Origin of the sequence: Endozoicomonas sp. ALB115, assembly GCF_049310245.1 — a bacterium.
Classification (GTDB): domain Bacteria; phylum Pseudomonadota; class Gammaproteobacteria; order Pseudomonadales; family Endozoicomonadaceae; genus Endozoicomonas.
In genome coordinates this window covers 84,681-97,648 of the sequence record NZ_JBLYZG010000015.1, presented here as the reverse complement: position 1 = coordinate 97,648, position 12,968 = coordinate 84,681, and the positions used below count along the sequence as shown (strand labels likewise).

At 48.1% G+C, this 12,968-nt stretch carries 8 protein-coding genes and 1 pseudogene; 2 read left to right on the top strand and 7 right to left on the bottom strand.

Annotated elements, in window-relative coordinates; all coding sequences use genetic code 11:
* Nucleotides 1-207: 207 nt before the first annotated feature.
* The 3 genes and pseudogenes from ACO6VE_RS09710 to ACO6VE_RS09700 form a co-directional block, all read right to left on the bottom strand.
* Entirely contained in the window at nt 208-900 is a 693-nt protein-coding gene (locus ACO6VE_RS09710; RefSeq protein ID WP_422450568.1) for a hypothetical protein, read from the bottom strand.
* Between the two features lie 27 nt (nt 901-927).
* Nucleotides 928-1,119 (bottom strand): annotated as a pseudogene (locus ACO6VE_RS09705) (RING finger domain-containing protein); the annotation flags it as partial.
* A 383-nt stretch (nt 1,120-1,502) separates the two neighbouring features.
* Nucleotides 1,503-2,087: a hypothetical protein gene (locus ACO6VE_RS09700; protein ID WP_422449691.1), complete on the bottom strand. Its 585-nt coding sequence runs from the start codon at nt 2,085-2,087 to the stop codon at nt 1,503-1,505.
* A 372-nt stretch (nt 2,088-2,459) separates the two neighbouring features.
* On the opposite strand from ACO6VE_RS09700, the gene ACO6VE_RS09695 reads away from it, so the two are divergent.
* The gene (locus ACO6VE_RS09695) at nt 2,460-3,143 is read left to right on the top strand and encodes an FKBP-type peptidyl-prolyl cis-trans isomerase (RefSeq protein WP_422461045.1); all 684 of its coding nucleotides are present in this window, start codon (nt 2,460-2,462) and stop codon (nt 3,141-3,143) included.
* Nucleotides 3,144-3,207: 64 nt separating this feature from the next.
* Here ACO6VE_RS09695 and rsd read toward each other — a convergent pair whose 3' ends face one another.
* From rsd to ACO6VE_RS09680, 3 genes are all read right to left on the bottom strand, one after another.
* Nucleotides 3,208-3,678 carry a sigma D regulator gene (gene rsd, locus ACO6VE_RS09690; RefSeq protein ID WP_101745275.1) on the bottom strand — a complete coding sequence of 157 codons (471 nt, stop codon included), beginning with the start codon at nt 3,676-3,678 and terminating at the stop codon, nt 3,208-3,210.
* Nucleotides 3,679-4,139: 461 nt separating this feature from the next.
* Nucleotides 4,140-5,717, bottom strand: coding sequence for a glutamate--cysteine ligase (gene gshA / locus ACO6VE_RS09685; protein ID WP_422461043.1), 1,578 nt, complete (start codon nt 5,715-5,717; stop codon nt 4,140-4,142).
* A gap of 438 nt (nt 5,718-6,155) precedes the next feature.
* Nucleotides 6,156-8,498 (bottom strand): Tex family protein, encoded by a 2,343-nt coding sequence (locus ACO6VE_RS09680; protein ID WP_422461041.1) that lies wholly within the window; start codon nt 8,496-8,498, stop codon nt 6,156-6,158.
* A 361-nt stretch (nt 8,499-8,859) separates the two neighbouring features.
* On the opposite strand from ACO6VE_RS09680, the gene ACO6VE_RS09675 reads away from it, so the two are divergent.
* Complete coding sequence (locus ACO6VE_RS09675; protein ID WP_422461039.1) at nt 8,860-10,839, top strand: hypothetical protein; 1,980 nt, start codon at nt 8,860-8,862, stop codon at nt 10,837-10,839.
* A gap of 239 nt (nt 10,840-11,078) precedes the next feature.
* On the opposite strand, the gene pckA is transcribed toward ACO6VE_RS09675, so the two are convergent.
* Entirely contained in the window at nt 11,079-12,692 is a 1,614-nt protein-coding gene (gene pckA, locus ACO6VE_RS09670) for a phosphoenolpyruvate carboxykinase (ATP) (RefSeq protein ID WP_422449686.1), read from the bottom strand.
* Between the last annotated feature and the right edge of the window lie 276 nt (nt 12,693-12,968).

The window sequence follows — 12,968 nt, the reverse complement described above, 5'->3', positions numbered from 1 at the left end:
AATAATAAAGGAGAGGCCTATCGTGACGCCGGAAAAAACATACTGCTACCTGCAAGAGGGTATCATCGAAGCAGCAAAGACTGGGTGACGGTATAAACCGCCAGCTCAGAGAAGGCAAAAAATTCTTTGAACAAAAAGCCAAATCTTAAACACCTTGTTCAATTTATCTATAGTAACTCCCAAGAGTCGATGACCGGTAGGAAAGGATTAATTAGTGCTTTCGTTCGTTTGATTCGTGCCCAGCACCCTTGTTGCTACAGAGTTTACCGTTGCAACCGATTGCAATTGATTGACTCTCTGGTTTCTCTCCCTGCGAGCCCTATTACTTTCCCTCCGGCGTTGCCTTTGGTGCTCGGCATAAGCAGGGTCATTCTGTTGGCGCTCCCTTTGGCGCTGCCTATACTCCCTTTCACGTTCCCTTTGGCGTTGCCTTTGGTGCTCGACATAAGCAGGGTCATTCTGGTGACGCTCCCTTAGGCGCTGCCTATACTCCCTTTCACGTTCCCTTTGGCGCTCTGCGTAAGCAGGCTCATTCTGGTAACGCTCCCTTTGGCGCTGCCTATACTCCCTTTTACGTTCCCTTTCGCGCTCTGCGTAAGCGGGATCATTCCGATAACGTGCCCTTTGCAGCTCCCTTTTGCGTGCCCTTTCACGCTCGGCGTAAACAGGATCAATTTGGCTACGCGCCGCCTGGTATGTACTTTGTCGCCTCCTCTGGTACTGTGCATAAGCAGGGTCATTTTGGTAGCGCGCCCTTGCGCGTTCCCTTTGTTGCTCCCTTATGCGATCTACATAAACAAGAGCATTCTGGTTGATATCCCGCTGGGGCACTGAGTCAGGCCTGCCCTGCCCATGCTCCCCTTGGCCCGTGGTAGCTGAATTGACTAATGCTTTTGCCAAACTCGATAAATCCGTTCTGCAAAGTGGACAGGTAGTCCTATTTGCGAATTGTTTTTGTGCAATGAGAGAATTTTTAAGGCAATCAGTGTGAAAGGTGTGTTTACACACGCCAGTGACGAGAGTAGCCACATCTCTGCCGAAGGCCATCAGGCAGACAGAACATTTTTCTGCTTCCGGGCTGCTTGTCTGGATCGTGAAAGGGTTGATTCCATCAATCATGTTAAATACCCTTTTGTTTTATTCTGTTCAGACTGTATTTGCAGATTTTAGTTCCCGATACTTATTTCAAGGAAATAGCGTGTATGAATGCTATTACCGTAATAGCTATCGATCAGACTCATTTCAAATCAGGGCAAAGATCCAAAACCTATCAGCCCAGGTACTTTCATCATGAGTCATGTCCCAGCCACAGTTTTTGGGTTGGTTCCTGGTAACTGCTTTCACTGAGGTATCGGGTTTGCGAAGATTAAGTGACAACTGTCTTTCAATGCGGACAGGTAACTCAGAGGAATCGAATATCTAGAGAGGAGAAAAGAGTGAAGATACAAAAATAATAAGGGGGAATAGAATTCCCCCTTTAGAGCTTCGAGTTACCAACTATGTTACTTCTTTTTAGCAGGAGACTTTTTTGCAGCTGCTTTTCTGGCTGGAGCCTTCCGCTTGGCAGCTACTTTTTTGGCTGCTGGCTTTTTCTTAGCGGCCACTTTCTTTTTAGCTACAGGCTTCTTCTTAGCCACAACTGCCTTTTTGGCTGCTGGCTTTTTCTTGGCAGCTACTTTCTTTTTAGTGGCAGGTTTCTTCTTTGCTACTACTTTCTTCTTGGCCGCTGGTTTCTTCTTAACAGCCACTTTTTTCTTGGTTACTGTCTTTTTCTTGGCTGCCGCCTTTTTGACGGTGGCGTTCTTCTCAGTAGTTTTCTTCTTTACCGCTACCTTTTTCTTGGCAGTGGCTTTTTTAGCAGTGCTTTTTTTAGCAGTAGCTTTCTTGGCACTGGCCTTGGCCTTTTTCAAGGCTTCTTTGGCTTTTTCCAGCTTTTTCTTCAGTGCGTCGATTTCTTTTTCCCACTTTTTCACCATGTCGACCTTTTTAACGGTCTTGCTGGCAGTGGTTTTTTTAGCAGGAGCTTTTTTAGCAGCAGCCTTCCTGACAGTGCTTTTTTTAGCTGCAGTCTTCCTTGTTGCAGGCATTGGGTCGTCCCTCGTTTTAATTTAACCAATCTACTAGTAGTTAGTACATCGTAATAAAAACTGAATAATTTATATCCAGTTTTAATTCCAACATAGAGTGCTTATTCGTCATCTGCAAATTTTTTTTTAGCTTTCTCTCTGTTTTTTTTCTAATTAAATTCCATTTTCCTAAAACAGATAGATAGAAGAGGACGTGTATTTTTCATATTCATTATCTCGAAAAACACTTTAAATAAGGCACTTTTTCATTACACAACCCTCGTCCGGGGTTGCCAAAAAAACAAATTTACTAAATGATAGGGCTCAGAGTTACCTGTACTGAAAAGACTGTGCCAAAACGCAGGATACAAATTTATCAGAAAGAGTGTAAATATGATCTTCAAAGCGCTTGCCAGCGTTACCCTGTTCTCTTACTCACTGTGTTCATTTGCCGCTCTGGAAACAGACAATGACAAATTAAGCTATAGCCTCGGAGTGTCCATGGCAGAGCAACTGAAACAATTTGATGGGATCAATGTTAACGCCGTTATCCAGGGGGTAGAGGATAATCTTGGCAACCAGGTTTTACAGCTGTCACAGGATGAAGTCACCTACTTTATAGATTTAGCGCAGGTGCAAAAGAAAAACCTCGAACAGGTTCAGTACCAGGCAGCAGCGCATGAGAGCCTGGAAAAAAGCCAGCTTTTTATGACAGAAAACAGCAAAAAACCAGGCATTGTTGTGCTGGAAAGCGGTTTGCAGTACCGGGTACTGACAAAAGGTACTGGCATCAAGCCATCCCTTACTGATCATGTAACCGTTCACTATGAAGGCCGCCGGATAGACGGAACCCTTTTCGAAAGCTCATACACTCGAAACCAACCCGCCACTTTCCAGTTAAACCGGGTTATCGCGGGCTGGACAGAAGGAATACAGAAAATGCCTGAAGGTTCTACCTGGGAGCTTTTTATTCCCTCGACTCTGGCCTACGGCTCCAGCGGTATTCCCGGAATCATCGGACCTAATGAGGCAATTATTTTCAAGGTAGAACTCAGGGATGTGAACAAAAGCAGTTAAAAATGAAATGAGGACAAAGCGACTGTATGGTCTGAATACAGTTTGTCCTCATCTGATCTGAACATCATGATCCCGTGAGCCTTTCCCGGTGGGATTCATGCAGAGTTTCTATCATTTTATCTTCAAGACTGAAACGTTCTGCCAGCGTTTCACCTAATTCCGATACAGCGCCCTGGAGTTTTTGCAGAGAGCTGATTGATTCACAACTGTCATTAAATTTCAGACATCTTGAGGTATTCTCTTCAAGCTTTGGCAGCACCGTATGAGCCAGTTCAACGCCCCCATCATTAAATTCCCGGGCTTCCTGAATCAACTGCTCGTAAACCTCAAAGTGACCAGCTGACGCATAATCCACCAGAATCTGGCACAGTTCCTTTAATTTACTGACTACCGGACGCTTGTCATCATCAAATTGATCCATTCCATTGATGGAGCAGTAAAGGACGATCAGCTCCTGACGCTCGTTGAGCCAGCGATCAATAATTTCTGATACACCTCCCCAACGTTCTTTAGCCGTTTGGCAACCCTCCAGCATGATAGACAGTTCCTCTTTAACAATTAGATCTCTTCTGCGTGAATGGGGACCTCGTAAGCGCCTTTGTCAGGCAGCTCAGATGCTAGGTTATGACAGTGAATTTTTTGCGGCAAGCGTTTATTTTTCAAAACACAACACAATTTAAATTGCAAGTTTTGCAGGAACGTTATGAATCCAATGGTTTCAGGGAGTTTTCATGGTAGTCCAACAACTTTTTCAACTAAAAAAAAACCATTTAATTAAAAAAAATTATTTTAATTTCCAGATTCTGATACTAGTTCAGATACTGCTGGCAGTATCCTGATTTCATCCAGATAAAAGCAACTTTCCAAAGTCTGATTTAAAGATGGAGCCGGGTACTGTCTATTAATTTCTGCCACCCTCACTGCCACGCTCTAATCTCAGACATTCGCCAGAGAGTCCTTTCCACCGGCGACTGACTAAAGGCAATGGTTCAGGAACTATTCTGCTGCCTTATATTCCTGCAGGAACGTATCAAAGTCACGGCTATCATTGTTTTCTGTTGCCAGCTGATCAGCAACAGAGCGCTGGGCAAGCTGTTCAAAGTAGGCTATTCGTTCATCGCTCAGATCGTGCTCAGAGAAGCGTTTGGAGTGCTTTTCCGATAAAGACATCATCAACTCAAGATAACCGGAATCTCCGGTTTCAAGGGTATTAAGCACCTGCGCAGAAGGGGTTAAAGCGGCATCTTTCAGCTTTTCTCTTTGCGCACACAGGCTCTCAACAAACGTTGATGATTCGTTTGCCTGGTCAAGAATCTCAGCAATGGGAGACATGTCATCCAGCAGCTGTAGCCCCCAGCTCTGGAGCAGGACAGGCTGCCCTTGCTGTCTTAACTCGACACCCGGGCGGCGGCCTTCTGTAACCGCTGTTTTGAAATTATTGCTGACCTCATCACACTCATCGGCATGAATAGGATTGCTGTTCTGCAACGAACAGTAGACCAGGAAAACATCCAGAAAATGGGCATCCTGCTCACTCAGTCCCATTGGTTCAAAGGGGTTGATATCAAGGCAACGTACCTCAACATATTCAACGCCTTCGTTGCGCAGGGCGGTCACTGGTTTTTCACCGGAACGGGCAATCCGCTTGGGGCGAATGGTGCTGTAATATTCATTCTCTATCTGCAACAGGTTGGTATTCAGTTGCAGGTATTTACCGTCTTGTTTCAGACCAATGGCTTCATAGGGAGGGTATGGTGTGCGAATGGCGCTGGAAAGGCTGTCCACGTACTCTTCCAGTGTGTTGTAACAAATTTTCAGGGAAGACTGGGCGTGATTGCTGTACCCCATATCGCTCATACGTAACGACGTCGCATAAGGAAGAAAAAGCGAGTCTTTATCCAGCGCCTGCAGGCCTGACTGAACCCCGCTATCGGCAAAAAAACTTCGGCTAACGGCTGGAGAGGCCCCAAACAGGTACATTAGCAGCCACGAGTAACGCAGAAAATTCCGGATCAGGGAAAAATAACCCGCTGACCTGAAGTCCTGAGCGCTGATCTCCTCTTGTCCGGAGGACTGCTGTAACAGGGCCCAGAACTCTTCTGGCATAGAGAAGTTGTAGTGAATACCGGCAATGGTTTGCATTGGCTTGCCATAGCGATGCCAGAGCCCTTCACGATAAACACTTTTCATTACCCCGATATTGGAACTCCCATACTGCGCGATAGGAATACTGTCATCCCCTTCCAGCAGCGGCGGCATACTGCCGGCCCAGAGGAACTCTGTTGCCATATTCTGGCAGGTATACTGGTGCAGCTGCTCCAGAAAGGAGAGCGTATCGCTGATGCGGCTGTGCACCGGTGTTATGAATTCAAGCAATGCTTCAGAATAGTCAGTGGTGATATAAGGGTGGGTTAATGCACGCCCCAGTTTCTCAGGATGATTTTTCCGGGAAAGACGGGCATCTGAGGTAACCCTGAGACTTTCACGCTCAATACCATGGCAGATGCCATGAAGAACTGAATGGTTAGCACTGGACTGGAAAAGCTCCAGACGATCCTGATACTCAGTAGCCAAGGTACAGATCCAATAATAATTATCTATAACATTCGTTCAGAGAGATGATTCTAATTGGCAACACGGATACCCGCGACCACGACACCATGAACGAACTCTCATAAGTACTCAGCTTCAAACCGGGCAAGACAACCTGAATGAGCCTGATAAAATAGCAATCAGCTTAGCAGCTGACCACCGCCTGAGGTTGTCGCAAAAGACAGATCAACGGCATTTTCCGAAACTGCGAAGGGTAATCATTCCTGGCATATTACGTTTTGGCCCGGGAGCCTGTGCGACAGCCTCGTCCTGTCGTCCATATAATACCAGCCTGAATTGTCTAAATCCCCTAAAAAAAGCCAGACAAAGGCTTGTCTGGCTCTTTCGTTGGCAGGCAAACATCGCCGTTAACAGTGTCTTTGCAGACACTGTCAAAACCGGCTTTTTCTCTGAGTTTGTTTACTTGCGAAGTTGTTTCGCATTGGCAAACAAGTCGGCAAAAGTACCACCTGAATCCTGCTTTTTACCACGATTTCCGGACTGACCGGCTTTCTGTGGCTTGCTGCGAGCTGCAGGCTTTTCGGTTCTGGCTTGCCGTGGTTGCTGGCGAGCTTCAGCACGCTCTTCGGCCTTATCCGACATCCGCATGGAAAGTCCGATACGCTTACGTGCAACGTCCACTTCCATGACTTTGACCTTAACGATATCGCCAGCTTTTACCACTTCACGGGGATCTTTAACGAAGTTTTCAGACAACGCGGAGATATGCACCAGACCATCCTGATGGACGCCAACATCCACAAACGCACCAAAGTTTGTGACGTTGGTGACCACGCCTTCCAGTTCCATATTCAGCTTCAGATCGCGGATATCTTCAATGCCATCCTTGAATTCGGCGGCTTTGAAATCCGGACGCGGGTCACGACCAGGCTTATCCAGCTCACTGATGATGTCAGTAACGGTGGGCAGACCAAAGGTTTCGTCGGTAAAGTCCGCCGCATTCAGGCCCTTTAAGAAAGCCGAGTCCCCGATCAGGGCTCGCACATCCCGGCTTGACTGGTTGGCAATCTTCTCTACCACTGGATACGCCTCAGGGTGCACGGCAGAACTGTCCAGAGGGTTATCACCATTCATTACTCTCAGGAAGCCTGCGGCCTGCTCGAAGGTTTTAGCACCAAACCGGGCCACTTTCTGCAGGTCCTTACGACTTCTGAAGGTACCATTTTCATTGCGATAGGCAACGATGTTGTCGGCCAGAGTTCGGTTAAGGCCCGATACGCGTGCCAGCAGGGCGCTGGAAGCGGTATTAAGATCAACACCTACCGCGTTTACACAGTCCTCAACTACCGCTTCCAGAGAGCGGGACAGATTGATCTGGCTGACATCATGCTGGTACTGGCCCACCCCGATGGATTTCGGCTCAATCTTAACCAGTTCGGCCAGAGGGTCCTGTAAACGACGGGCGATGGATACGGCACCACGGATAGAAACATCCAGGTCCGGGAATTCACGGGCAGCCAGTTCAGATGCAGAGTACACGGATGCACCGGCTTCGCTGACCACAATTTTGGTCAGGCCCAGTTTTGGATAGCTGCGCATCAGTTCAGCAGCCAGACGGTCCGTTTCACGGGATGCCGTGCCATTACCGATACTGACCAACTCAACCTGATGGGTCAGACAGAGGGTGGCCAGAGTGCCAAGGGCCTCCTTCCATTTCTTCTGGGGAGCATGGGGGTAAATAGTCGTATGCTCGACCAATTTACCCGTACCATCCACCACGGCAACCTTCACACCGGTTCTCAAGCCCGGATCCAGACCCAGGGTTGGCCTGAGGCCAGCAGGTGCCGCCAGCAGCAAGTCTTTCAGGTTCTTGGCAAAGACCTTGATGGCTTCATCTTCAGAATTTTCGCGGATGCGAGTCATTAACTCGGTTTCCAACTGAGACAGCAACTTAACCCGCCAGGTCCAGCGCACCACATCCTTCAACCAGTCATCTGCCGCCCGGCCTTTATGCTCAACCTTCCAGAAATCAGCCACCAGCTTTTCACAGGGATGGGTTTCACGACGGTCTTCCGGCTCATTGGCGAGGCGGATGTTAGCCTGCAATACCCCTTCATTTCGCCCACGGAAGATGGCCAGCGCCCGATGGGACGGAGCAGTTTTCAGTGGCTCATCGTGCTCAAAGTAATCGCGGAACTTGGCACCTTCCTCTTCTTTACCCTCAACGCCACGACTGCTCAGGATGCCTTCATCCCATAGCAGCTCACGCAGCTGACCCAGCAGTTCGGCATCCTCGCTGAAACGTTCCATCAGGATATAGCGGGCACCTTCCAGAGCTGCCTTGATATCCTCTACGCCCTTATCTGCGTCAACAAAAGCCGCTGCTTCCACCTCAGGCGCTTTTTCCGGGGTATCGAACAGCAGATCGGCCAGAGGCTCCAGACCCGCCTCACGGGCAATCTGAGCCTTGGTACGGCGTTTGGGCTTGTAGGGAAGATAAAGGTCTTCCAGGCGGGTTTTGGTCTCTGCGGAGCGGATATCTTTTTCCAGTTCAGGCGTCAGCTTGTCCTGTTCGGTAATGCTCTTGAGAATGGCTTCACGGCGCTCTTCCAGCTCTCGCAGATAACGAAGACGTTCTTCCAGCGTTCTCAGCTGAGTATCGTCCAGACCTCCGGTGACCTCTTTTCGATAACGGGCAATGAAAGGCACCGTAGAGCCATCATCAAGCAGCTGTACAGCACTGGTGACCTGTTCAGGTCTGGCACCCAACTCATCAGCTATACGCTGGGAGATACTCTGCATAAAACACACTCATCATGGGAATCAAAACAATAGGACAGTTTCCAGAAAATGCTCAGAAACAGCACCATTTCTGCATCCAGCCGGTAATCAATGTCTATCTTTACCTGAAAAATTCAAGCCATAAAGACACGCTAATGACCACAGAAAACCCGGAATTATAACGAAACTGAACCATTTGTATGCAAACAAACCTTCAGAGTACCGGAAAATGCCTAAGGCAGGAACTTTTTCCCTGTTTACTGATCTACAGCTCAAATACTGATGACTCAGACAGGCAACAGCATGACGAGTCAAATATCCATTGGATGCTACTGATCAATGGTCCTGTAAATTCACTTTGCGGCAATATACCGGAGTTATTATGGAACCATCAGCACAGAGTCACTTCAGCGGTTCGCTTGGTAACGCCACCCCAAGGAATTTGGCAAAAGACCAACAGGCATTAATTAACGGTCTGGAGCCAGTATCCAGGTTAGTGGCTAAATTTAACAAAAGTATTTCAGAAGTCCCCAAACAGACTCAATCGCTCAAACGGTTGAAACTGGATTTACCACCCGGATGGGTGGCCATCACAGATACAGATATTGGTGATCGTAAACCGAACATTGTCAGGCTGAATTTTTCCACCAGTTATGTTTCACCAGACGCCAGTGTGGCCGATGCATCGCAACCCCATGAACAGCCCCATACCGGGATGATACCGGGCGATAGTCGTATTGAGCCTGGCTCTGTTACCCCCCGGAAGAGTGACATTTTTCAATGCCGGACAAATCGTCTTGAATTCAAACTGAAGGCCAGCTTTGGTTGTTATATTCAGGAGGTCAGTATCAGCCCAACGGGTAAGAATCTGTTAATCACGGGTTGCGACAGCTTAAGAGATTTCAGTCTGAGAACCTGGCGACAAGATCCGGATGGCAACTGGTCGAAGAACGGGAAGATCGAGGGTTCCCAAAAGATTTTTGGTCAGCTAAACCCGTCAGAAGATACGCTTCTGAGCCTCTGTGACGATGGCGATGTCAAAGTGAGTAAGCTGAATAATGATGGCTGTTGGGAGGAGGTGGCGGCACTTGCACACAACCCACTTGAAAAAAACCATCCGCCAGTGACTGCAAGTTTCAGCCCGTTGCATGATAAAATTGTGACCTTCGACCCAAGGAATCTCAAAATCAACGTACTGCGTCTGGACAGTAACGGCCGGTGGACCCGACAACGCCAGCCATTAGAGATCATTTGCGCCATGCAAACTGAGCTTAAGAAACCGCCCTTCAAGACCACGAACAATTATTTACTGACCCTCAATAACAACAGATCAGCGACCATCTGGGGCTTTAACGATGAGAACAACTGTCTTAAGGTGAAAACGGTCATGCATAGCCACGTGGAACTCAAAGCTGCCCTCCTGAGCAGTGATGAGCAGCATGCACTGACCAGAGACACAGCCAAAAACGTTATAATCTCCGGTTATGACAATAACGGTGACTGGGTAGATAAAAAAACGATTCCGGGTTGCAATTATGTCGACTTCAGCCCCTCCGGATGTAAATTACTGGCCTATCTCAATCGTGGTGCTTTTATACTCTGTAACTGCAACCGTAATGATGACACTTTGGATAAAGGTCAGTGCTTCAGGCACATCGGCAGTGACACAGCCATCTTCAGCCCCTTCGAGAATTTTCTCCTGAGCTACGGCAAGCAAACCAGTGACGTTTGCATTTGGGGTGATGACGGGGAAGGCAACCTGATTAACAAGGCATGGATACGTCATCAGGGAGCCATCGACAACGCTGCCTTCAACCATCAGGAGGACAGTGTACTGACCAGCAGCCTTAATGATAACACGGTGAAAATCCAGAGCCTCGACAGCCAGGGCCAATGGCAGGAACAGCTGGTGGTTCAACTTGAAGGCAGAGTCGATGACAGCCGGTTTTCACCCTCAGGGCGTATGGCCTGTGCCCTTCACTTTACCACAGACTCTGAATCCTACATCCTTTGGCGCAATGACGATGGCAAGTGGATCAAACATGCTGTGACCATCCCTGATGGCTATGGCCTCAGAGGTGCCGAATTTAATGGGACAGATAACCGCTTTCTGACCTATGGCAGCAAAGACATTCAGCAGGATCATCACAAGCCGGGTTTTGTGCAACTCTGGTGCAAGGGTGATGATGGTGAATGGATAGATGAAGAACTGATAATCTTGGATCATCGCGTTAGAGGGGCCAAATTTAGCCCCGATGGTGATTATTTAATAATTCACTGCGCCAATGATCTAACGTGCCTCATACCGAAAGGATCTACTGCGCTGCTCTGGAAAATTCCTGCCAGAGAGAGACAATCTTAAACAGCCCCGACGAGGGAGTATAAGTAGTTGGCCAAATGGAATCGTATATTTCTGGCTAAGTGGGCAGTTGCTATGCAAGGCGCAACGTAGGGAGCATAGCCGTAGCTATGTGACCGGAGTTGCAACGCCGCAGAGTGACTGACAACTTAGTCAGAAATATATGATTTCATTTGGTTAACTACTTATCACCCAGGACGGGGAGATTATTGCCCCGTCCTTCCCACGGAACTGTATACCTATCAGCCCAGTGATGGACCGGCAGCTACCAGCGCCTTACCTTCTTCGTTATCGGTAAACTTAACAAAGTTGGTGATAAATCGATCCGCCAGGTCGTGTGCCTTACGCTCCCATTCTGCCGGGTCCTCATAGGTATCCTGAGGGTTCAGAATACTGCCATCAACGCCAGCAACACTTTGCGGTACATGCAATCCGAAGAAAGGCAGCGTTTTGGTTTCGGCCTTATCGATAGAGCCATCCAGAATGGCGTCAATGATCGCCCGGGTTGCCTTGATGGAGATGCGTTTGCCGGTACCATTCCATCCCGTATTTACCAGATAAGCGTTAGCGCCATGGGCTTCCATCTTCTTAACCAGCTCTTCAGCATACCTGGTTGGGTGCAGTGACAAGAAGGCAGCACCGAAGCAAGAAGAGAACGTCGGTGTTGGCTCCGTGATACCACGCTCAGTGCCCGCCAGTTTCGCGGTAAAACCGGAGAGGAAGTGGTACTTGGTCTGCTCAGGGGTCAGACGGGCGACCGGCGGTAAAACACCAAAAGCATCGGCAGTCAGGAAGATCACTTTTTTGGCGTGACCAGCCTTGGAAACCGGCTTAACAATGTTATCGATATGATACAGCGGATAGGAAACCCGGGTATTTTCGGTTTTTGAGCCATCATCAAAGTCAATGTTACCCTGGGCATCAACGCTTACGTTTTCCAGCAACGCGTCACGACGAATGGCGTGGAAAATCTCAGGCTCATTTTCTTCTCTCAGGTTAATGGTCTTGGCATAACAGCCGCCTTCAAAGTTGAACACGCCATCATCATCCCAGCCATGTTCATCATCACCGATCAAGGCACGCTTGGGATCGGCAGAGAGTGTGGTTTTCCCCGTTCCGGACAGGCCAAAGAAAATGGCAGTATCACCCTGCTCACCCACATTGGCAGAACAGTGCATGGACGCTATGCCTCTGAGCGGCAGAAGGTAGTTCATAATGGAGAACATCCCTTTCTTCATTTCACCGCCATACCAGGTACCACCAATCACCTGGATCCGCTCCGTGAGATTGAATGCCACAAAGTTTTCCGAGTTGAGACCGTGCTCCTGCCATTTCGGGTTGGTGCATTTGGCACCGTTCATGACAATAAAGTCCGGTTTAAAGCCCTGCAGCTCATCTTCGCCGGGCCGGATAAACATGTTCTTGACGAAGTGAGCCTGCCATGCCACTTCGGTCACAAAACGCACACTCAGGCGTGTTTCAGGATTAGCGCCACAAAAACCGTCAATAATGAACAGACGCTTGCCGGACAGTTGATTGGTTACCAGTGATTTAAGATCTGCCCAGACTTCTTCAGTAATTGCCTTGTTATCATTTTTACCCTGGTCTGACCACCAGATGGTATCCCGGGTTGTATCGTCTTTGACGATGTATTTGTCCTTCGGAGAACGGCCAGTGAAGATACCGGTATCCACCGACACTGCCCCCATTTCAGTAACTACCCCTTGTTCATAACCTTCCAGCTCCGGACGGGTCTCTTCCTCAAACAGCGTTTCATAAGAAGGGTTATAAACCACATCAATGACATCCTTGATTCCGACAGCAGCCAGAGCTTCCTTTACGTTTACATGGGCCATGCAAAGTTCTCCTAAGGCAATACGCTCAACTTAACGTTTTGTGTTGTTAGATTATGGTAATTTTTGTGACGTGCTATGATAGGGTATTGGATCTATTATTGAAATATAACTCTGGAATTACAGGTTATAGACCCCCTCATCACGCCTCTTGGTTAATTGAGTCTGGTAAAAACGTTAAACCTTTGTCGGCTTAAAAGTATTGCCCCGAGTCAAATTTATCATCAGTCACTGGAAGAAAATACAGACGAATACTGTCGCCTTTTACTCTGACTGGCC